Consider the following 22481-nt stretch of genomic DNA (forward strand, 5'->3'; position numbering starts at 1 on the left):
CAGCTTTGTCGATAGCCAACTGTCGTCCTTCGCAGTATAGAATGGTCGCGATATTTCGCCGTGATGGCGCTTCGTTCCGTGTTCCCAAACTTGCCCTGTTGGCGGTCGGTGGAATTTACTGCTTGCTGCTTGCCGGTGCTCGCCCCACAGAGAGTGGGGTTAGGTCGCAGCGAGGTTCCTGCACATTCGAGAGTTTGTCGAAAGCTGATCTTCTAGCAACCGCAACGTAGGAACGAGTGCTCGCGGCAGGACCGGCACATCTTGAGCAATCGCTGCCTGAGCTGGCCGCGTGCGCGATGCAGCCGAACCGTCAGCGCATTGACTGTCAGCCCAAGGGCGGCGGCGGCCGCAAGCCTATCCTCGGCCTCCAGGTCAATCCGGCGGATCACTTGCGCATATTCCGTGTTGAGCGAAGGCAAAATCAGGTGAACGCACTCGCACGCCGCGGCCTCGCTCTCGTCGCCAATCGGTTCCGGCGAACCCTGTTGCAGCAGAAGGTCGTTCTCATTGCGGCGGCGGAATGCCTGGCGGCGCTGGTGATCAACAATAGCAGACGCGACGATGCGGCTGAGCCAGCCATGGACGGCACCTTCATCGCGAAGCGCTTCGGCTTTCTCCATCGCGCGAAGAATGACACTATGCAAAACATCCTCGGCGTCGGCCGCATTTCCAAGCCGGCGGACAAGGTAAGCTCTCAGACGATCATAGCCCCGAGATAGCGCGTCCCCGACGACGGCCTGCCGCGGAGAGGAGGTCGTCTGAGGAGCGGGCGAAGCGGACGGCTTCTCTGACATTTTGGCGCCAAGCTTGAATGTGACGGGGCCGTGCTTAAAGGAAAACAATAATCAGCTTCCGCTTGATACAGCTCAACAAACACGAGCGCAAGCCGAGATACATTTTAAAGAAACTTGAGAAGAGGAGGGATCGCGCTTCCGCCGCGTCCCTGATTTTTGATCGTTTGGTTCTGACGCTGCTCCGCGCGTTCGGCCGTGTGCGCAACTGGGCGCCTGACGACTTTGTGTGATGGGCGCTAATGCAGGGTGTGTTTGTTCGATTGCAGCGCAAGACCCGGCACGCCGGCAAAAGCAGCTCGATCACGATCTAAGAGGACTTGGAGTTCTGAGGGGAACCTTTCCGTGAGCATTAAATTGAGCTTTCTCGGCGCCGCTGGCACGGTCACGGGATCCAAATATCTCTTGGAAAACGGATCGCAACGACTGCTGATCGACTGTGGGTTGTTCCAAGGCGAACGAGAACTCCGCGAGGCAAACTGGTCGCGATTTCCGGTCGATCCGGCAAGCATTTCGGCCGTGATGCTGACCCACGCCCATCTCGATCACTCCGGCTATCTTCCCAAGCTGGTCAAGGGCGGCTTTCGAGGGGATATCCTGTGTAGTGAGGCAACAGCCGACCTCTGCGAGATCCTGTTGCGCGATGCTGGGCATCTCCAGGACAGCGATGCGCATTTTGCCAATCGCCACGGGTTTTCTCGCCATAAGCCGGCTCTGCCCCTCTACACGGTTGAAGATGCTGAAGCTGCGCTGCGGCAGCTGTGGACCATTCCCTTTCATCAGACTCAAACGTTGCCCGGCGGCGCGCAGCTGCGTCTCTCGCGCGCCGGACACATTTTGGGTGCGGCATCGCTCCAAGTCGAATGGGGCGGGGTGAGTGTCCTGTTCTCTGGCGATCTCGGGCGGTTCAATGATCCGCTGATGGTTGACCCTGAGGCGCGTCCCGATTCGCAATATGTCGTCGTCGAATCAACCTATGGCGATCGCCAGCATCCGCAAGCCGACCCGCAGAGCGAACTCGACGACATTGTCAATCGCACCGTTCGGCGGGGCGGAACGGTCGTCGTACCAGCCTTTGCGGTCGGGCGGGTGCAGAGCCTGTTGTTCTACTTCGAACGTCTGAAGGCGGCCGAAAAGCTCGCAAACGTCCCAATTTTTCTCGACAGCCCGATGGCGGTCAATGCCAGTGAGATCTTTTGTCATCATCGAAGGGATCACAAACTGTCAGAAGCCGAATGCCGTAGTTCGTGCGCGGTGGCGACCTACATCCGCAGCGTGGAAGATTCGAAGCGATTGGGCGCCATGGCGATACCCAAGGTCATCATATCCGCGAGTGGGATGGCGACCGGCGGACGCGTCCTGCACCACCTCAAGCGCTTTGCGTCCGATCCGAAAAGCACGATTCTGTTTGCCGGCTATCAGGCGAAAGGGACGCGCGGGGCGGCGATGATGGCGGGTGCGAGAGCCATCCGGATCCACGGCGAGGACATTCCAGTCCGAGCCGAAGTCAGGAATATCAGCGCGCTGTCGGCTCACGCGGATGCCGAGGAAATCTTGGCATGGCTGAGGACCGCCAAGTCCGCCCCTAGCATGACATTCATCACGCACGGCGAGCCCGCTGCGTCGGATGCATTGCGCTCTCGCATTGAGCGCGAGCTTGGCTGGAGCGCGACAGTCCCGGCGCGGATGGAGGTCGCCGTCCTTTCTCCACCCAAGCCTATTGCAACCGCCCGCGCAAAACGTTCCTGATACGGCCGACTCGGCGAGCGCCTGGTCATTTGATACGTCCGAACCTCGCTCGCTCTCCTGTGATCGCTGCTTTGCAAAATCGGCAGTGCGGTGATCCAGTCGATCGGCCCTCGTTTGAAACGCATGGACTGTGTGGAATCCGTGGATAGGCCCGCATGCACAGCGGGCGACTGAGCTCGTGTCGTTTCCAACATGTTCATCGTCGCCATCACCCTTTAAGTTGAACCCAGATGCGGTGTTCCCCTTGTAGGTGACATCGAATGGAAGCACTCCTCGGTCAGCGCCTCGCTCGCCTCGGGCACGGCAAATCGTCTTAGGAGGAGTTCTTGCCTTCCTTGCCGAAACCAAGAGCGACCACGCCGCGCACAGCCGACGTGGTGATGGACGACATCTCCCCGACCCGATCGCAGCCTTAATGGCTTCAACCAACATCGTTGGTCACTGATGCTTCTCCATGCAATACGCATACATGTCACCATTATGGTGGCACGTCATCATCCGCACGGTTGGGCGATAGGAACGGCAACCAGGCGCGGCCGATCGAGAAGAATCCCACGTAGCTTCGGGTTTCAACCCGATATTCCGGGGAGCCGATAAACCTTGATCCACCGCAAGCCCCGACACCCCATTCGGGTGCAATAATCAAACAACTCTGAACGGCAATCGAGGCAAGCAGTGAAGGCGTATTTCATTGGCGGGGGCATCGGATCGCTTGCTGGCGCGGCATTTCTGATCCGCGATGCCGCCGTTGCCGGACGCGGCATCACGATCTACGAGGCGCTGCCGGCGCTCGGCGGCAGCCTGGACGGCGCGCAACTTCCGAACGGCGCCTATACGTTGCGCGGCGGCCGCATGCTCACCACCGATCATTACGAATGCACCTGGGATCTCCTGTCGTCGATCCCCTCGCTCGAACGTCCCGGCTTGAGCGTGCATGACGAGACAGTCGCCTTCAACGAGGAGAACAGGGCCAATTCCCGCGCGCGTCTCGTCGACCGCAATCGCTTCAAGGTCGACGTCTCGCATATGGGCTTTTCCGGCCGCGACCGGCTGGAGCTCTTGCGCCTGGTCGAGACCTCCGAGGAGACGCTCGGCAACAGTCGGATCACCGACTGGCTGTCACCCGGATTCTTCGAGTCCAATTTCTGGTACATGTGGCAGACCACCTTCGCCTTCCAGCCCTGGCATAGCGCGGTCGAGCTGAAGCGCTATCTGCATCGCTTCATGAACGAGTTCCCGCGCATCGAAACGCTCGGCGGCGTCAAGCGCACCGTCTACAATCAATACGACGCGATCGTGCGGCCGCTGACCGACTGGCTGAAGCGACATGGCGTGCAGTTCGTGCAGGACACGCGTGTGGTCGACATGGCGTTAGAACGGGAGGGCGAGAAACTGCGCGTGCGCCAGCTCGTGCTCAACCGCGACGGCCGGACGGCGGAGATCCGCCTCGAGGATGGCGACCTCGTGTTCTTCCAGAACGGCTCGATGACGGATGCCTCGAGCCTTGGCTCGATGACGGAGCCGCCGACGCATCTGACCAAGGCCGACAGCCAAGGCTGGGCGCTCTGGGAGAAGATCGCGAAGGGACATCCCGAATTCGGCAACCCGGCCGCGTTCAACAGTTCGATCCCCGAATCCTGGTGGTTGTCCTTCACCGTCACCTGCCGTGACAGCCGGTTCTTCGACCAGATGGAAGCCTTCTCCGGCAACACGGCCGGCACCGGCGGCCTCGTGACCTTCAAGGATTCCAACTGGCTGATGTCGGTGGTGCTGTATCATCAGCCGCATTTCGTGAACCAGCCGCAAAACGTGCAGGTGTTCTGGGGCTATGCGCTGCATCCCGACCGCGTCGGCAATTTCGTCGCCAAGCCGATGTCGGAATGCAACGGCGCCGAGATCCTGACCGAGCTGTGCGGGCACCTGAACTTCGATCGCACGGTGTTCGAGGATGCGATCTGCATTCCCTGCCGCATGCCCTACATCACCAGCATGTTCATGCCGCGCGCGCTCACCGACCGGCCGCTGCCGGTGCCGAAGAACTCGGTCAACCTCGCCTTCGTCAGCCAGTTCGTGGAGATTCCCGACGACGTCGTCTTCACCGTGGAGTACTCGGTGCGCGCGGCGCAGATGGCGGTCTATCAACTCATGAAGATCGATCGCCCGATTCCGCCGGTGACCCGCCACGACAAGTCACCGGCTGTGCTACTGAGGACCGTTGAGAAAGCGTTTGCTTGACTTAACCGCTGAATGCGAGGTGTCGGATGACAATGCGACTCGCCCATCTATTTGGTGCAATTGCGCTCGCGCTTCCAGTTGCTGGATCGGCGCACGCCGGGCAGTGCGCCCAGGAGATCGCGGCTTACGAAAGCGCGGTTGCCGACCTTGCGGCGCGGGGTTGGTCCGCACACCAGTCAGTGCGTGCGCAGATGCATCGCCAGCCCACGATCAGGTCCGCGACCGAGGCCGACGCGCGGGCAAAGATCGAGGCGGCCCACGATCGGGCTGCGTTGGATCGCGCGCGGAAAGCTGACGAGGTAGGTGACGAGGCCGGCTGTCTCCGCGCCTTGTCGCAGGCGCGTCGCCATCCGCATCGTCAGAATGATTGAAAATGCCACTTTAATTTAGTGCTCAGCTTTATCGTCACGAACCCATAGAATTCAGGTCTTCGGCGATAGGACTAGACTTTGAAGATGTTTGGAGCGGCTCGCAAGCGCGAGCCGCGGCAATATGCCGCTACGGGAGCTGCTTCATTGCTCTGCGAGGAGACAATCCAGGCACGCAATCTGGCCGACGACAGCGCGACGATCAGCGCAGCTCTACTCCGGCGCGCGATCGACGCGGCATGGACCATACTGCTCACGGCGCCATGGCTATTCGGGAACATTTGCCAATTTATTGATGTCGTCGGCATCCTGCGAGCTCTTGAGCAATCTGCCGACCATCTCGTAGGTTCGGGTAATCTCCGCAAGGCGGCTCATTTCGCGCGTGCTCTGCACATTGGATTTCTCCAAGGCGCCGCTCGTGAGGGTGATAGCCGGCGGAGCGATGTCAGAAGGCGGGTCGTCGGACCTGAATAGAGTCCCGCCGATGGGTTGAAGTAACTGCGGCCGTTCGAAGCGGACCACGCGGAGCTGACCGAGGAAGCCTTGCTTCGTGTTGACAATCCCAGTAGGCGAGATCTCCAATCCCCCTTGGTTGGGCGGGACCTGCAGTGGACCGTTTTGGCCGAGGATAGGTTGTCCTTCCAGCGTCACGAGACGGCCACTGCCATCAATCGTGAACGCGCCGTTTCGCGTGAAGCGCTCGCCTCGCTCGGTCTGTACTACGAAATACCCCTGGCCATTGATGGCAACATCGAGCGGGTTGCCCGTCAATTCAGTGGCGCCTTGGGAATCGTCGGTGAATTGAAATCGTGGGTCGGGCAGCGAGAGCGGTCGCTCTCGCTGCGCCGCTTCATTCAGACCTCTCTCCGGCTTGAGGTATTCACGAAACGACAGTTCCCGCGCCCGAAATCCAACCGTATCGAGGTTTGCCACGTTCTGCGCGGTGACATCGAGCTTGCGCTGCAACGAGATCAGCCGCGACAGGTGAATCAGGGTCGTCCCACCCATGACGAGAAAACTTCCGGTGCGAATCAGAGCCACGTCGAGCTGAGTTGAGGTCGGGCGCGGTGTCAATGGCGGCTTCGACCAACACGGATGATCGCTACGCCGGGGCGCATCACTTCTGTCCGGGAAAGTCGTGGGCGCTCCACCTATGGTGATCGAGTGCGGACAGGGTAGAGAAAGCACCGGGGTTTGAGCTGGATCAAGGAACGTCCGAGGGAATATCCTTAATCTCCTAAAAGGAGGATCTTGACAATCTCTTGCCTCTCTCAGTATGGCCACGCAGGTGGTTGAAACGCGATGCGCCTTGTTCGGCCGATATTTGCCCTGATCATCGCCGTCTCGGTGGCGCTGCTACCGACGGTGGGGTTTGCCGCACCCATGAACGTACTGGCGGGGCAGCAAACGATGGCGGGGTCCTCGGCGGGCGAGGACGGATGTTGTCAAGATGACATCGACGTCAAGCCTTGCGACCAGCAGAAGGCTCAATGCCCGATGGCCTTCTGCGCGGCGCAAGCAGCTAGCATCGGTTTCGCATCACCCTTCTGGTTCAATCCCCCAGTAGCCAGTGGCGATCGGCTGCCGACCCCGCTGGATCAGGTCGCTTCGCTCCACCGCGGAAGTCCCCCTTTCAAGCCTCCTCGCATCTGACTGTTGGCACTGCAACCGCGGGAGCCCGTTCGCGCCCGCGCGTGACGCACTATCGCGACAGTCAGAGAGGGAAAACCATGCAGTGGAAGATTGCAGCCGTTGCGGCGCTTGCCGCGACAACAGCCATTGCTGAGCACGCCTGGGCCGCGGCCAGCGATTACGTTTTCGAACCTGTAAGCGCGGAGGTGAAAAAGGGGGAGGACGTCCCCATTGCGGTCCGCCTGATCAACAAGGCGACCGGAAACCCAGTCACTGATGCGGTGATCTTTCGTTCGCGGGTCGATATGGCGCCGGACGGAATGGCGGAAATGGAATCCCCAGTGACGGCCTTACCGTCAAAGGAGCCAGGTATCTATCCGTTCACGGCTGATTTGCCGATGCCAGGACGCTATCAGCTGAGTGTTGCCGCCAAGGTCCAAGGCGAGCAGGAGACGGTGACCGGCAAGGTCGTGATCAAGGCCAGCAAATAGGCGCGCATTTCGAATGCGAAATGCCGTCAAGCCGTTGCGCCTCTTGATGCAGCTCAACACGCCTCACAGCCCTCCTTCCAAGGTAACGACGATGAAACACTCCATCATGACAAAGCTCGCGCTCGCAATCGTGCTGGGCGCGGCCAGCTACTGGTCGGCCCAACAGCCGCTATTACAAGAACTCTTGCATCCGGCGCCACCGGCATCCGCCGCCGAGCGCTCGGTGCTTTATTACCGCGATCCCAGCGGAGCGCCCTTATGGTCGGCCGCTTCCAAAAAAGACCAGCGAGGGATCGACTATCTTCCAGTCTATGACGATCAGGAGCCATCACTCGAGCCCCCGGGGAAAAAGGCTCAGGTTCAAAACGCGAACGGGCCGCGCAAGATTCTCTACTATCGCAATCCCATGGGCCTACCGGATACTTCGCCGATACCCAAGAAAGATCCCATGGGGATGGACTATGTGCCCGTCTATGAGGGCGATGAGCCGGACGACGGTTCGATCAAGCTCTCACCGGGCAAAATCCAGCGTACGGGAGTAAAATCCGAGCCGGTCGAGCATCGGATCATGCGCACGCCGGTACGGGCACCCGGGACTATCCAACTTGACGAGCGACGTGTCTCGGTCATTGCAATGCGGTCCGAGAGCTTCGTGCAGAAGATCGCTGACGTCACAACCGGCACGCGCGTGAAGGCCGGCCAGCCGCTGATGCAAATCTACAGTTCGGCAATCGCGTCTGCCGCTGCGGAGTACCTCACAACGATCACCTCGAAAACCACCGGAGGTGTGGAGGAGTACGGCCGGGGTTCGCGACAACGCTTGATGAATTTGGATGTTCCTGAGCGGGTCATCTCGTCGATGGACAAGACGCGCGTTGCGCCGGTGACGATCGAATGGACCGCGCCGCGAGACGGTATAGTCCTTGAACGAAACGCGGTTGAGGGAATGCGCGCGCAACCCGGCGACGTACTCTTTCGGATCGCCGACATTTCGTCGGTCTGGGCGCTGGTCGATGTGGCCGAGCGCGACCTCGGCAGCGTCGCGGTCGGCCAGCCCGTCAATGTCCGGGCTCGCAGCTTCCCTGGCCGGACGTTTACCGGAACCATCAGCGTGATCTATCCGCAGGTCAACCGGGATACCCGCACAGCCCGCATGCGAATTGAACTGTCCAACTCCGATTTTGCACTGCTTCCGGACATGTATGTCGATGCCGAAATCGACACCGCAAGTTCAGCTCCTACGCTCGCGGTCCCCGAGAGTGCGGTATTGGATACCGGCACCCGACAGGCCGTTCTTGTCGACAAGGGGGAGGGGCGCTACGAGCCGCGCGAGGTCAAGCTAGGCCGACGGGGCAGTGGATACGCCGAGATCAGAGACGGCCTTGCCGAAGGCGAAGCTGTCGTGACAACGGCGAACTTCCTAATTGATGCGGAGAGCAACCTCAAAGCCGCTCTGAAAAGCTTTGCACAGGCGGCGACAAGTTCGGATGCAAGCGACACCTCAGGGCATACGCAGCACACGGGAGACCACAAATGATTTCCCGTGTGATTGCCTGGTCGGCACGAAATCTGTTGTTGGTGTTGTTCGGCACCGGCTTTGCAGCCGCTGCGGGGCTGTATGCCCTGATCCACCTGCCTCTGGACGCAATTCCCGATCTGTCCGACACGCAGGTGATCGTCTACACCGAATATCCCGGTCAGGCGCCGCAGGTGGTGGAGGACCAGGTCACTTACCCCTTGACCACGGCGATGCTGACAGTGCCGAAGTCCAAGGTGGTGCGCGGGTTCTCCTTTTTCGGCGTCTCTTTCGTCTATGTGATCTTCGAGGATGGCACCGACATTTACTGGGCGCGTTCGCGCGTGCTCGAGTTTCTCAACAGTGCCGCCTCCCGCCTGCCCGTGGGAGTTGCGCCGACCATCGGGCCAGATGCGACCGGGGTGGGGTGGGTGTACCAGTACGCGGTCATCTCGAAGGAGATGAATCTCGCCGAGACGCGAACACTCCAGGACTGGAATCTGAAATTCGCGCTGGCGAAGGCCGAAGGAGTGGCCGAGGTCGCAAGCGTCGGCGGCTTTGTCAAGCAGTACAACGTCGTCCTCGATCCTCAGCGCATGCGCGATCGCGGCATCAGCATGCAAAAGATTCGAGAGGCCATCCGCGCCAGCAACACGGATGTGGGCGGCCGCACCGTCGAGTTGTCGGAATTTGAATATGTGATCCGGGGCAAGGGCTATCTGAAGAGCATCGACGACCTCGGCAACATCGTGCTTAAGACCAGCAACGGCACCCCGGTTCTGCTGCGTGACGTCGCGCGGGTCGAACTCGGACCTGACGAAAGGCGCGGAATTACCGAACTGAACGGTGAAAACGAGGTCGCGAGCGGGATCGTGCTGCAGCGCTTCGGCGTGAACGCGCTCAACGTCATCGAGAATGTCAAGAAGCGTTTTAGCGAGATCGCAACCAGCCTGCCGAAATCGGTGGAGATCGTGCCGGTCTATGACCGCTCCAACCTGATCTATGCCGCGATCGATACGCTCAAGCACACCCTGCTTGAGGAAAGCATTGTGGTTGCCGTCGTCTGCGTGCTGTTCCTGCTGCACGTCCGCAGCGCGCTGGTCGCGATACTGATGCTGCCGGTCGGTGTGCTGATGGCGTTCGGAGCCATGAAGCTGCTTGGGCTGGGCTCGAATATTATGAGCCTAGGGGGCATCGCAATCGCGATCGGCGCGATGGTGGATGCCGCCATCGTCATGATCGAGAACGCGCACAAGCACCTGGAGCGCGCCGAGCCAGACCAGTCGCGCATCAGCATCCTGATCGATGCAGCTTCCGAAGTTGGTCCGGCGTTGTTCTTCAGTCTTCTGATCATCACCGTCTCGTTCATGCCGATCTTCACCCTGGAGTCGCAGGAGGGGCGCCTGTTCAGTCCCCTTGCGTTCACCAAGACGTTCGCGATGGCAGCCGCAGCCCTGTTATCAGTGACCCTCGTGCCCGCTCTAATGGTGATTTTTGTGCGGGGCAAGATCGTTCCCGAGCACAAGAACTTCATCAACCGTTTCCTGATCTGGATTTATCGGCCCATCATCAAAGGTGTGCTGCGCGCCAAGATCTTGGTCATCCTGCTCGCGGTGGCCGTGCTCGCTGCGACGCTATGGCCGGCCCGCCAGCTCGGTACCGAGTTCATGCCTGCGCTCAACGAAGGCACACTCTTGTATATGCCGACGACCCTGCCCGGCATTTCCGTGACCAAGGCGGCCGAATTGATGCAGATGCAGGACCGGATCATTCGATCGTTTCCGGAGGTCGCCTCCGTCTATGGCAAGGCCGGCCGCGCGTCGACCGCCACCGATCCTGCTCCGACCGAGATGTTCGAGACCGTCGTCAATCTAAAGCCGAAGGAGGAGTGGCGTCCGGGCATGACGATCGACAGCCTGATTGCAGCAATGGACAAGGCGCTCCAATTCCCGGGCGTTTCCAACGCCTGGACCATGCCGATCAAGGCGCGGATCGACATGCTCTCGACCGGAATTCGCACGCCGATCGGTGTGAAGGTGATGGGCACCGACCTCGCCGAGATCGACAGGCTGGCCAAGCAGATCGAGCCGGTGCTGAAGGCGGTGCCCGGCACGTCTTCCGCCTACGCGGAGCGCAGCCTTGGTGGCTATTACCTGGAGATCAATCCGGACCGGGTGGCGCTGTCTCGCTATGGCCTGATGGTTCAGGATGTCCAGGACACGATCGCCAGTGCGCTGGGCGGCCAAGCCGTCACCACCACAGTGGAGGGGCGGCAACGCTTTACGGTGAACCTGCGCTACCCGCGGGATCTCCGGGACAATCCGAAGGCGATCGCAAACGATATTCTGGTGCCAATGCCGGCCGGTGGCGCGGTGCCGCTCGGAGAGGTCGCAACGGTCGACACAAAGCGCGGTCCGACATCGATCCGGACCGAGAATGGACAGCTCTCGACCTACATCTATGTCGACATCCGCGACCGCGACATCGGCGGATATGTCGCCGATGCCCAGCAGGCGGTAGCGGCAAGCGTCCAGTTTCCGCCTGGCTATTATGTGGTCTGGAGTGGCCAATACGAATATCTGCAGCGCGCCGCCGCGCGGCTGAAGATCGTCGTCCCGGTCACGCTCACCATCATTTTTCTCCTGCTCTATCTCAACTTCCGCTCACTCACTGAGACCGCCATCGTGATGCTGTCCCTGCCATTCGCGCTCGTCGGAGGGCTCTGGATGATGTGGTGGCTCAGCTTCAACCTGTCGGTTGCGGTCGTCGTCGGCTTCATTGCACTGGCCGGGGTCGCAGCTGAAACCGGCGTCGTGATGCTGATCTACCTCAATCACGCACTCACCGAGATGAAGATCAAGCGGGAATTCGAAGGTCGCGCATTAACTCGCAACGATCTTTACGCTGCGATCATGGAAGGCGCCGTCGAGCGGGTGCGACCGAAAATGATGACCGTCGTCGCCATCATGGCAGGCTTGCTCCCGATCATGTGGAGCACGGGGACGGGGTCCGAGATCATGCAACGGATTGCGGTGCCGATGATCGGAGGCATGATCTCATCGACCTTGTTGACGCTGATCGTCATCCCGGCCATTTTTGGCCTAGTCCGGGGTGTTGGATTACCTGATGAAGATCGCGACCAGAAGCCGGGACGTCCGTCGGTCAGCAAGCCAACTGCCCGTATTCGCCTTGTTCCCGAGCCAGCCGAATGAGGCCATCCGTAATGGACACTACAAGTTTGCCGCCTGAACTTGAGGGGCTCTCGAAAGACATGGCAGCGACATCATCATCCCCCGAGCCTGCTCGCTCGTGTCTCTCAACCTATCAGCTGCGGTGGTGAATCCGTGCACGATGGCGTTCATGAAGCCGGCGCAAGCCAGTCCGCGCTGAGAGGATGGACGCGGGTGAGGGCGGCTTTCGTCACCAGCCAGCGGGACCTGCGGCTGGACTTATTCCGGGGCTTCGCAAACTGGGCGATCTTCCTCGGGCACATCCCGGATGCCGTCCTTTCCTGGTTTACGACGCGCAACTACGGCTTCAGCGATGGTGCGGATCTGTTTGTGTTCATTTCGGGCTACACCGCCACGCTCGTTTTCGGGCGGATGATGCTGGAGCGTGGATTCCTGATTGGTGCCACGCGCCTGATGCGCCGGGTCTGGCAGCTCTATGTAGCGCATTTGCTCATCTTCCTGGTCTATACCGTTGCGGTGCACTATCTGGCGCACAATTTTGACGTGCCGCACCTGATGGACCAGTTCAATGTCCGCAATTTGATGGACCATCCGGTGGAGACGCTGGGTGAGGGCCTGATCCTGAAGTTCAAGCCCCTCAATCTCGACGTGCTGCCGCTCTACATCGTTTTGATGGCGTCGTTTCCACCCATTCTGTGGCTGATGCTGCGCTTCCGGAACGGCGTGCTGATCGGCTCAGTGTTGCTTTACCTCGCGGCGCGCCACTTCCAGTGGAACTTGCCGTCCTATCCCGCCGGTGTTTGGTACTTCAACCCGTTTACCTGGCAGCTCGTCTTTTTTCTGGGCGGCTGGCTTGCTGTGGGCGGGGCGCAGACCGTGCAGTTTCTGGTGAGGTCGCGCGCTGCGCTCGCGGTCAGCATGAGCTTTTTGATCTTCGGTCTTCTGATGACGCTGGCTCAGCCGATCCCTCTGCTGCGAGAGCTCTTCCCGGACGCACTGTTCGAACTGTTCACGCCGAATGACAAGACGAATCTGGCGCCCTATCGCGTTCTGCATCTGTTGAGCCTTGCGCTCGTCGTCGTCCATTTCCTGCCTTCGCACGCGCGAGTGTTAACATCGCCGGTGCTGCGGCCCTTGATCAAGTGTGGTCAGCAATCGCTTGAGGTCTTTTGCGTTGGTGTATTCCTCTCCTTTTTGGCGCATGTCGTCCTTGAGTTGACCTCTGATGGCATGATTGCTCAGCTCATCGTGGGGGTCGCTGGGCTTTGGATACTAACCACTATCGCGTACTATAGGTCCTGGTCGAAGCGCGTCGACAAGTCCGCGCATCACGAAGCGCGCGCCACGAAGGGATAGAATGGCATGAAGACGCTCAGAGGCACAGAGCTTGGAGCGAAGAAGGCGGCGCTTGCTCTCGCTGATGGCGTTGAAGAATTCTACACGAGGCGACGTTCTCGAACACCGAGGGAACGATCGTGAGGTTCGCGCCTCTCTATGTCGGGCTGATCGCGGCCGGAGTTTTTGCGGCAGGGCTTATCAGCATCCCACTATATCGAAGTGGTTCGATGGTGACGGCCAATTTTGCGGGCGCTGTTCAGCCGCTGCCACTCTCTGCCAAGCATGAGTTTATCGGCGGAAGATGCGAAGCATGCCATACCCCGTTGCGCGGCATCGAGGCGGCCTCCTGCATCTCATGTCATGCGACCGCAGCGGGCGATTTAGGCAAGCAGTCGACCGCCTTCCACGCTTCTGCACAGCAATGTCGCGACTGCCACCCCGAACATAAGGGTACGGGCCGACTGATCACGATGGATCATTCCGCGCTGTTAAAAATAGCCGCTCGCTCGCCGGCTGGCCAGCCGCAACATCTCTCCATCTCCCGAGAGATGGTCGACGACCTCAAGGGCGTTTTGGGAATTCCTGCTTCGCAGTCAGAGCAGAGAACCGGCCTCGATTGTATGAACTGCCACAGCAATCGGGATCCGCACCGCGAATTATTCGGAAAGGACTGCGCGGCGTGCCACGAAACTACCGCGTGGCAGGTCGCGGGCTACGTTCATCCGTCTGTGACATCGAAGGACTGCGCCCAATGCCATCAGGCTCCGCCCAGCCACTACATGGAGCACTTCGTAATGATGGACCGCATGATCACCGGTCAAGAGCATGCTGAAGTCAACCAGTGTCATCTTTGTCACCGAACCGACTCGTTTAATGACATCAAAGATATCGGATGGCTGAAGCATCACTAGTCCGCAAAGATGGCTATGACGGATAGCATCTTTGCGGTCTTTCTTGCAGAGCGAATGATGCAGAAGCGCAATGTGTCGCAGCGCAAGATGCTGGGCCAAGCCTGATTGACTGGCATCCCGAGTGTTGCATGGTTAATGCGAGCGAGATTGCGAAGGCATATCGGCGTTTTTCCTGAACGGTTTGCTTACAGAAGCCGGAGCATCGGCATGCTCCTTGCCGGCGAGACAGAGCAGGCCGGCGAAAGTCCTAACCTCGCCTGGCCCGGCTCTCAAAGGGAGCATTCACGATGAGATTCACGCCAAAAAGCGAAAGAGGACGCCGAAAAGCGGCGAATCCATATCTTGAGCAGTCCCCTCGGCACCGTCTTGTAGCTGGAACGGCTATTCTCGCGCTGGATAGGAAGAGGCTCGCCCATGATGCAGCGGGGATCGAGGCGCTGCCCGTGCGCTGTTCCTGGAAGCGCACACGCGACCGCCGGCGCAGGATCATCCTCGATTTCGACGCCACCGACGGCCCGCCGTACGGGCATCAGGAGGGACGCTTCTTCCATGGCTGTTCCGATTGCTGCGTTATCGACCGCTCTGCGTGTTCTGCAGTCGGCATCTGTTGGCAGCCAAGCTGCGCTCCTCGGACATCGACCCAGTGCGGGCAGCATCGCTTTGCGCGCGAGGGATGGCGCGGTGCGAGCAGAACCGTGTGGAGTACCTGTTCGGGCTTGCCGCAACAGTACGCGAGAAGGATTGCGCGACGCGTCGCGCCCTCGAAGGTCGAGAGGCCCATCTGGAGACGGCGAGCCAGTGGAACCGCGCCTTTTCCGGCTCGAAAGTGCTGATGGCTGCGGACTCCTGCCAGATTTCCATCCCCAACTATGACAAGCTGAGGCAGAACCTCGGCTGGATGATCCGACACCACTCGGGGCGAGATCCTGGACCGCCAGCTTTTCGCCAAGGGAACCGGGAGCCGCCGCCTCACGGATGGCAAGCCGGTCCGCGATCAATACGGCCGCGACCGGATCAGGGAGCTGCATCTGCAATCCCACGGGAGTCTTCACAACGGCGAAGTCGCAGCCATCCCGCCATCATCCCGGCGTTTGTTCCAGCCGGTTTCGACCGTTGCCCATGAAGCTTGCGCCCCACACGCATCATCCCAGGTCATCACGATGATCCTGCGGAAAGGAGCATTGTATCTGCGACGGAGCGGCGCGGCAGATTGTCGTGCTCATGATCAGCAGGCCGATACCGGTGTGGGCCGGCGGCATTATGTCGCTGCCATTAAATGCGGGTTCTGTCGTGTAGAGTGCGCCCCGACATTTCTTCGCATTCTCTAAGTGGGAAGGGCCTAGCCGACGGCAATGGGCGATAACAATGGTCAATCGTGGGTTGATCCGGATCAACTATGTCCGGAACGTCGCCGGTAAGGTGCGCCACCTTCTAGGGCATCTCAATATGCTGTTTGAGAACCGAACTGATGCCTGGCGGCTGCCCGCGACCGCACTCCCGAAATACGGTGGGCGGCGTGCCGACTCGCACACTGAAGAAGCCTGGCGCATCAGTTCTGTAAGGAGGCCCCCGTTTTTTCTTCGCGCGCCGCTGACGCTTCTCCTGATATCCCTCGGCGTTGTCGCCGCGGTGTGGTGGTGGCTGGGCACACCCGTCAGCTTGGTGCGCGCACCGATCGATCCGAACAACAAGCTACAATGCATATCGTACGCGCCCTTCCGCAGCCGTCAGACGTCATTGTCGCCAGCGACGCAAGTGTCGCGCGAACAGATCGCGGAAGATCTCGTCCAGCTTGCGAAAATATCCGACTGCATCCGCACCTATGCGACCGATCTCGGTCTCGATCAAATTCCCGAACTTGCGGCCAAGGCCGGCCTCAAGGTCATTCAGGGCATTTTTCTTGATAAGGACCGGCAGAAGAATGCGACGCAGATCGCAACGGCGATACGCCTCTCCAAACAGTTTCCGGGAACCATCATCGCGCTCGTGGTCGGCAACGAGACCTTGTTGCGTCATGACATCACCGCGTCCGATCTCGCCGCTACGATCCGCTCGGTCAAGGCGCAGGTTGCCGTTCCCGTCACCTATGCCGACGTCTGGGAGTTCTGGCTGAGCAACCGCGAACTTTACGACGCGGTCGATTTCGTCACGGTTCATATCCTGCCGTACTGGGAAAATGTGCCGATCCGGGCCGAATTTGCTGCCGCGCACGTCGATACCATCCGCCGGCGGATCGCGTCGGCTTTTCCGGGCAAGGAAATCCTGATCGGAGAAATTGGCTGGCCAAGCGAGGGGCGGATGCGCGAGTCAGCGCTGCCCTCGCGCGTCAATCAGGCTCGTGTGGTCTCCGAGGTCCTCGATCTCGCTCGGCGCGAGAATTTCCGAGTCAACCCGTTCGAGGCCTACGATGAATCGTGGAAGCGAGACATCGAGGGCACGGTCGGCGGCTCCTGGGGCCTGTTCGATTCCGTGCAGCGCACGCTGAAATATCCGCCCGGCATTCCGATCAGCAATTTTCCGCTCTGGAAGCTGCAAATGTACAGCGGAATGGCGCTGGCAGTCCTCGTATTCGGCGCGGCCTGGCTGACCTTGCGCCGCAAGCCGGGGGAGCCCCGGCTCATCTCATGGCTTGCGGTCGGACTATCGGCAAGCACAGCCGGAATCCTGTTTGGGGTGGCCGCCCAGAAGATGTTCGATGAAAGTTACGGAGCGGGAGGCTGGCTTCTGTGGGGCTCGCTTCTGGCCGCGGCAACTGCTTCGCCGGTTTTTGGCGCCAACGCCCTTATGTCGGGTCGCCCGTCGCCGAGTTTTCTGGACGTGCTGGGTCCGAGGGGCTACCGGACTGAATCGCTGCTGGCGATCATGCACGGATTGGTCTTGATCGTAATCGTCGTGATCGGCACGGCGACCGCACTCGGCCTCGTGTTTGATCCACGATTCATTGACTTTCCTTTCGCGGCGCTGACCATGGCGGCGGTGCCTTTTGCGGCTATGACGGCGCTCAATCCCCCGAGGAAAGGAAACCGCCCTTTGGCGGAATCGATTTTTGCCGGCGTTTTTCTTGGAGCGGCGATCTACATAGGGTTCAACGAGGGGCCGGCCAATTGGCAATCGTTGTGGACTTGCGCTGCGTATGTACTGCTGGCTGTTACACTGTGGCGCGCGCGTGCCTGAGAATGGCGAGAGTCCTGTAGCTTCATGGCACATCATCCAACGGCAGCACTACTTGCGTTCGGTGCTTTGGTGTGGCGAGCACCCACTCGCGGTGTGTTGCGCAAGTATGCTGCTATCGTTCTCAGGTCAGGCCATTCTTGCGAATGGCCTGGAACAATCTCTTAACGCAAGCGCTGGTGACACTGGGCGGTATCGTGACTATGACAGGGTCGCGCCCAGGCTCGCGCACCTAAATCGGTCCCGCGGGAGCCCTGCTCCCCGTTTGATGCCGTGCCATTCACTCCCGTAAACGCGCCAAACTCTAGGCCCAGCCGCCACGGGGTAGCGGGACTGCGACGGATAAAGGCGCTGAGCGCCTGCAGCTGCTTTGTTTCAGCCTTACTTCGCACCCGTGTGATGCGGGACATCCGAATTTGGCCCCCCACTGTAATGATGGCTTCCGCCAGCACCTTTCTTCTTACCGGAAGACATGCCCATGTCCTTCTTTCCCATGTGATGGGGGACCTCGGTCTTCGGGCCACCGGAATAATGGTGGCCATTCTTCTCGGTATCGGGAGTCGTTTGCGTGCTCTGGGCAAGAGCAGACCCCGCGGCGAGGGCGGCGACGGCAGCGATGGCGAGCATCTTTGTCAAGTTCATGATTTCCTTCTCCTGGCAACGACAATTGCGACCTTAGGTCTAAAGATAAAAGCAAAATCGAACCTCTGCCAGTTGATTCATGTCAAAAGCGCATTCTGTTAGCACCCTCTGTGCTGCCTGAAATTTCAGCAAAATGCGCCGCATGCTTGCGGGGAGCCGGTTGCGAGACCTCCTACCAAGGTGTGTTATGAGAAGAAGCATGGGGTTGATTTGGCGCAAATCTCGGCAGGCAAAACCGGTCGATTGTTGAGTGTCGAACAGCTTTCGAGGCGACCCATGCCAACTGCTCCCGCCGCAAACCCAACAGTCGATCAGGTCGTTCCGACGACGACGGTGCAAGCCGCTCGCCTGCAAGCAATTTCGGAGCCTCAACAACCGGCATATTTGCAAAGACCGGATTTTGGCGCCCCGCAGGGCGCAGGCGAGCCTAGCGTATCCACCGCATTCGCGTATGGACGCGATTTGTGGGAGCGAACCATCCTGTTCTGGGACGCGCTCCGGCAACGTGCTGACAACATGATTGCTCATGAGCGAGCCGGCAAACCGCCGTTGCTCAATTTCGACTACGAAATCTTGTTGGACGCGCGTCAGTTTGAACGGCCCGTCAACTACGCGTTGGCAGCGATAAGAAAATATGGAGACAAATGCGTCGACGACTGTCTCGATCCAGCAAAGCCGCCGGTTGTGATCGTCGACCCACGCGCCGGGCATGGTCCAGGCATCGGGGGCTTCAAACGCGACTCGGAAGTCGGGATCGCCATGCACGAGGGGCATCCCGTCTACTTCGTGTTGTTCTATCCCGATCCGGCCCCGGGCCAGACCATTGCCGACGTACTGCATGCGCTTCGCCGGTTCGTCGTGGAGGTATCGAGGAGGCACGATGGAACGCCTCCGATCCTCTATGGCAACTGTCAGGCCGGATGGGCAATCGCCATCCTGGCGGCGGATTGCGAGGGGCTCGCCGGACCAGCCGTCTTGAACGGCTCGCCCTTGTCTTATTGGAGTGGTGAACCGGGCATCAACCCGGCTCGCGTGTCCGGCGGATTGTTGGGCGGGGCATGGCTCACGCACCTGACCGCCGATCTCGGCAACGGCCGGTTCGATGGAGCATGGCTCGTGCAGAATTTCGAGAACCTGAAGCCCGAGGCGGTTTGGGACAAGTATGCCAATCTCCTTGCTCACGTCGATGAGGAGCGCGACCGCTTTCTTGAATTCGAGCGGTGGTGGAACGGCTTCTATTTTCTCAGCCGAGAAGAGATGCTCGCCATTGTCCAAAATCTCTTCATCGGCAATAAGTTCGAACAAGGCCTGTTGCGGGTGTGCGAATGCTGCTTTGCCGATCTGCGCCGCGTCCGTAATCCGATGGTCATTTTTGCCTCGCAGGGCGACAACATCACCCCACCCCACCAGGCGCTTGGGTGGATCCCGACGGTCTACGGCAGCACCGAAGACTTGAAGCGCGCCGGCCAGCGGATCGTGTATCTCATCAATCCTCACGTCGGGCATCTCGGGATTTTTGTCTCTGCCAGCGTTGCGCGTCTCGAACACCGCGCGATTCTCGAGCACCTTGATCGAATCTCCGCGCTTGCGCCCGGTCTCTATGAGATGAGGATCGACAATCCGACCGGCAATCCCGATTGCAAACGCGAAGCCTATACCATCCACTTCGAGGAGCGGCGCGTTGAGGAGTTGCACTTTCCGGAGAACCGAGCTGCGTTTCGGCGCGTGGCCGAGGTTTCGTCGCGGCTGGATGAACTCTACTCAGCAACCCTCGGAAATTGGGTGAGAGCCACCTCGACGCCCTTGTCTGCCCTGCTGCTCGAATGGTTCCACCCGATGCGAACCAGCCGGTTGATGTTCGCTACCGCTTTCAATCCATTGTCGTCGATCTTGATGCCGCTCGCGTCGTCCATTCGACAGGACCGGCATGTTGCCCCTGATACGAACCCCTACAAGGCTGCAGAGCTCAAGGCTTTCGACACGATAGGCGGCGCCATTACCGAAGCGCGACGGCAGCGCGATACGACTTATGAGCGATGGTTCGAGTTGCTCTACGGCCGGTTACCGGGGCCAAATGATGTGCTATCGAGGTGATTCCGTAGTCTGAAGATCGAACGCGATGGTGTCAACGCCCATAGGGTTCGCCTTTGTCTCCGAATCCGAAGCTCAGCGAGTCTTTAAGTGTAGCGTCCGAAAGCTGCCGCCATGGTTAGCCAGCCTACGCGATTGCGCTTCTCCTTGGAGCCTTCGCGGTCGGACTGGGAGCCTCGCGTATATTTCGAATGAGCCATCAACGGCGAGGACAGAGTTGCAAACCCAGCAACTGAACACCCGAAGAGGGGTGACGGCCTATTTCAGTCTCGTGCCTGCGGAACATCAAGGAACTGATCATGAGCGCCGCTGAACAAGGGCTGCGTGGCCACGTGCCTAGGCACCCCGCACGAATACCAGATCCTTGCGGCGCTGTTCAATGCAGCGAAATGCTGTGCGAATTGCGGACGCCGTCGTGAGCGTCGAGTTCTCACGGCCGGGATCGCAGATGGTGGCAGGCAGAAGTTAACGCCGATGCAGGAAGGGGCGGCAGCGTGTGGAGGAGTCTTCGATCTGCCCGTGTTCGACCTCTACAGAGTGAAATGTTGTGGAGCGCCCTGGCGCGGGCCCTACAACCATCGACCCTAGGTACTAGATCATCTGGGCGAACCAGGCACGCCGAACTTGTCAGTTCGCGGATCCACCAACGAGGACCCATCCTTGTTGAAACATAGCGCCTTCGGGCAGCTGCAGCTGATGCAGCCATTACGAGTAATCAGCAGGAATCCCGTTGCTTGAAACCAACGCTTCCGATCTCGCGCGTTGCCCGAGCAGGAGTTGAGTACTGTCTTAGCTGGGTCTAGTCTACCGGGAGACGTCCAACAAGAGAGTGAATTGCCAGCCGATGAAGGCTAGAACTTTAAGGAGCCGCATCCATCCGTTCGGTGGCCTCGCGACTCACCCGGGTACAATCATGAATCGCATTGGCATTTCCTTGTGTCTGATCGGGATCATATTGGCATTGTTCCCCCTGATGCTGGGAGAGCATTTGCCTGCAGATTATCACAGAGTCTGGATGTATTCTGGGTTTGCGATTTTTGGGATCGGATTTGGAGCAGGTCTTGCCTCTCTGTTGGCTGAGCCAATCCGAAAACGATCGCGTTTCTTCTTTGGTCCGTATCCACTGCTGATGATGTACGTCTGGGTGAGCAGAACAGGGTTGGTAAAGGATCGCGTAAAGACGCTTAATTTCGTCGAAAGGCTACGCGCGGCCGGCGTCAAGCAAGAGCTCGATTTCTATGGGCAGCTCATCACCAAGGACGGCACCAATCCTGAATTAACGAAAATACCACCTGCGCACCTCGAAAAGTGCGCGATCAGCATCGCGACCTCGCGTGCGCTCACGCAGGGCGGAAACGAGCAGGTCTGTACCTACAATCCCAGGCGCAAGTCGGGCACGGTTTCCGGCCAGCCGGGACATTATTGCAATCTGCATGTCAGCAGGAAGGTTCTCAAGGTGATCAAGGAGCTTTGGTATGAACCGGATGTGTCGACCGGTGACGAGCGAGCGAACACCTGATCATTGCAGTTCACGGACCCGAATCGGCACAGAGCTTACAGAATTGTATTGAAGCAGAGACCGTATGAGGCGAGGAGGGGCGCTTCAGAGTCGCGGTTTCGGCCGGGCCAGCCATGCAATCGTCGCGAAGCTTGATCAATAGCAATGGACCTACAGAGCTTGGCCGAGAGGTATGCATACAGCGCCGCGACGGGAGGTAGCTGCTGTGCAGCGGACAGACCCCGCGCATCATCCACAATATATACCTATCAAAAGTCGCAAAGGGAAAGCCGCCCGGAGCGGCGCTCGATGAACGTGGAGGACGAATTAGTGCGCTCGAACGAACGTGCGTCCGGTCCAGCGAAAGCTTTGCGTTTCGCTGCCGAGCGTAGCTCTGATCAATAGGGTTCCCGAATAGCTTTCCATTCGGACATCCTGCGCGAATAGGCCGAAGATCTTTCCGAAGGTGCCGTTGCGTCGCCTGTAGATCTCGTGCAAACAGCCGCCTTCAGTGCAAATCGATTGCCTGTTTTGGCAACTTGATCTTGGAAGTGAAGGGCCCGGAAACCTTCCTTGCCGATCTCAATCGATGTCGAAAAGTAGTGTTGCGCGGAGATTTCGGACCCGCAGGTTCTCTGCAGCACCAACACGCGACGTTGTAGCTCAGCGGGAAGTTGCGCCAGATGATTGGTCGACCAGTGCCGGTCGCTCACAACGCTCGCAGCTATTACCGGCAACACGCCGAAGAGCAAACCGATCGCGGCCGCACCCAAATTAAACACCATTTTCATAGAGATTGCTCCGGACGTAACCCCAATGGTCAGCGCTACGTTTACGCCGGGGTGTCTTTCAGGAAG

General features: G+C 59.5%; 14 protein-coding genes and 1 pseudogene. 10 read left to right on the forward strand and 5 right to left on the reverse strand.

What is annotated here, in order from left to right:
- Window positions 1-212 precede the first annotated feature (212 nt).
- Window positions 213-794: an RNA polymerase sigma factor gene (locus tag ACVW1C_RS41125; protein ID WP_080672081.1), complete on the reverse strand. Its 582-nt coding sequence runs from the start codon at window positions 792-794 to the stop codon at window positions 213-215.
- Between the two features lie 342 nt (window positions 795-1136).
- On the opposite strand from ACVW1C_RS41125, the gene ACVW1C_RS41130 reads away from it, so the two are divergent.
- Entirely contained in the window at window positions 1137-2540 is a 1404-nt protein-coding gene (locus ACVW1C_RS41130; protein WP_049819849.1) for an MBL fold metallo-hydrolase RNA specificity domain-containing protein, read from the forward strand.
- 654 nt (window positions 2541-3194) lie between these two features.
- Window positions 3195-4775, forward strand: a pseudogene (locus ACVW1C_RS41135) (oleate hydratase); the annotation flags it as partial.
- Window positions 4776-4951: 176 nt separating this feature from the next.
- Here the strand turns inward: ACVW1C_RS41135 and ACVW1C_RS41140 are convergent.
- Together ACVW1C_RS41140 and ACVW1C_RS41145 are read right to left on the reverse strand one after the other, a co-directional pair.
- Window positions 4952-5125 carry a hypothetical protein gene (locus ACVW1C_RS41140; protein ID WP_155253173.1) on the reverse strand — a complete coding sequence of 58 codons (174 nt, stop codon included), beginning with the start codon at window positions 5123-5125 and terminating at the stop codon, window positions 4952-4954.
- 285 nt (window positions 5126-5410) lie between these two features.
- Window positions 5411-6217, reverse strand: a complete 807-nt coding sequence (locus ACVW1C_RS41145) for a flagellar hook-basal body complex protein (protein ID WP_454652794.1) — start codon at window positions 6215-6217, stop codon at window positions 5411-5413.
- A gap of 656 nt (window positions 6218-6873) precedes the next feature.
- Here ACVW1C_RS41145 and ACVW1C_RS41150 point away from each other — a divergent pair.
- The 6 genes from ACVW1C_RS41150 (at window position 6874) to ACVW1C_RS41175 (ending at window position 17396) form a co-directional block, all read left to right on the forward strand.
- Window positions 6874-7266: a FixH family protein gene (locus ACVW1C_RS41150; protein ID WP_028133057.1), complete on the forward strand. Its 393-nt coding sequence runs from the start codon at window positions 6874-6876 to the stop codon at window positions 7264-7266.
- Between the two features lie 91 nt (window positions 7267-7357).
- Window positions 7358-8803, forward strand: a complete 1446-nt coding sequence (locus ACVW1C_RS41155; RefSeq protein ID WP_080672102.1) for an efflux RND transporter periplasmic adaptor subunit — start codon at window positions 7358-7360, stop codon at window positions 8801-8803.
- On the forward strand, window positions 8800-11994 hold the full coding sequence (locus tag ACVW1C_RS41160; RefSeq protein ID WP_028133056.1) for an efflux RND transporter permease subunit: 3195 nt from the start codon (window positions 8800-8802) through the stop codon (window positions 11992-11994). The genes ACVW1C_RS41155 and ACVW1C_RS41160 overlap by 4 nt, the downstream gene beginning before the upstream one ends.
- A 132-nt stretch (window positions 11995-12126) precedes the next feature.
- Window positions 12127-13329 (forward strand): OpgC domain-containing protein, encoded by a 1203-nt coding sequence (locus ACVW1C_RS41165; RefSeq protein WP_080672080.1) that lies wholly within the window; start codon window positions 12127-12129, stop codon window positions 13327-13329.
- A gap of 209 nt (window positions 13330-13538) precedes the next feature.
- A complete protein-coding gene (locus ACVW1C_RS41170; RefSeq protein ID WP_080672079.1) occupies window positions 13539-14222 on the forward strand; it encodes a cytochrome c3 family protein in 684 nt (227 codons plus the stop codon).
- 1365 nt (window positions 14223-15587) lie between these two features.
- The gene (locus tag ACVW1C_RS41175; RefSeq protein ID WP_245269299.1) at window positions 15588-17396 is read left to right on the forward strand and encodes a glycoside hydrolase family 17 protein; all 1809 of its coding nucleotides are present in this window, start codon (window positions 15588-15590) and stop codon (window positions 17394-17396) included.
- Window positions 17397-17774: 378 nt separating this feature from the next.
- Here ACVW1C_RS41175 and ACVW1C_RS41180 read toward each other — a convergent pair whose 3' ends face one another.
- A complete protein-coding gene (locus ACVW1C_RS41180) occupies window positions 17775-18035 on the reverse strand; it encodes a hypothetical protein (protein WP_028133053.1) in 261 nt (86 codons plus the stop codon).
- Between the two features lie 276 nt (window positions 18036-18311).
- On the opposite strand from ACVW1C_RS41180, the gene ACVW1C_RS41185 reads away from it, so the two are divergent.
- Complete coding sequence (locus tag ACVW1C_RS41185) at window positions 18312-20129, forward strand: DUF3141 domain-containing protein (protein WP_080672078.1); 1818 nt, start codon at window positions 18312-18314, stop codon at window positions 20127-20129.
- A gap of 910 nt (window positions 20130-21039) precedes the next feature.
- Window positions 21040-21645 carry a hypothetical protein gene (locus ACVW1C_RS41190; RefSeq protein ID WP_155253172.1) on the forward strand — a complete coding sequence of 202 codons (606 nt, stop codon included), beginning with the start codon at window positions 21040-21042 and terminating at the stop codon, window positions 21643-21645.
- Between the two features lie 377 nt (window positions 21646-22022).
- Here ACVW1C_RS41190 and ACVW1C_RS41195 read toward each other — a convergent pair whose 3' ends face one another.
- Window positions 22023-22415 (reverse strand): hypothetical protein, encoded by a 393-nt coding sequence (locus ACVW1C_RS41195; RefSeq protein WP_155253171.1) that lies wholly within the window; start codon window positions 22413-22415, stop codon window positions 22023-22025.
- Window positions 22416-22481: the final 66 nt, after the last annotated feature.

The sequence above is a fragment of the Bradyrhizobium sp. USDA 4011 genome, assembly GCF_054063415.1.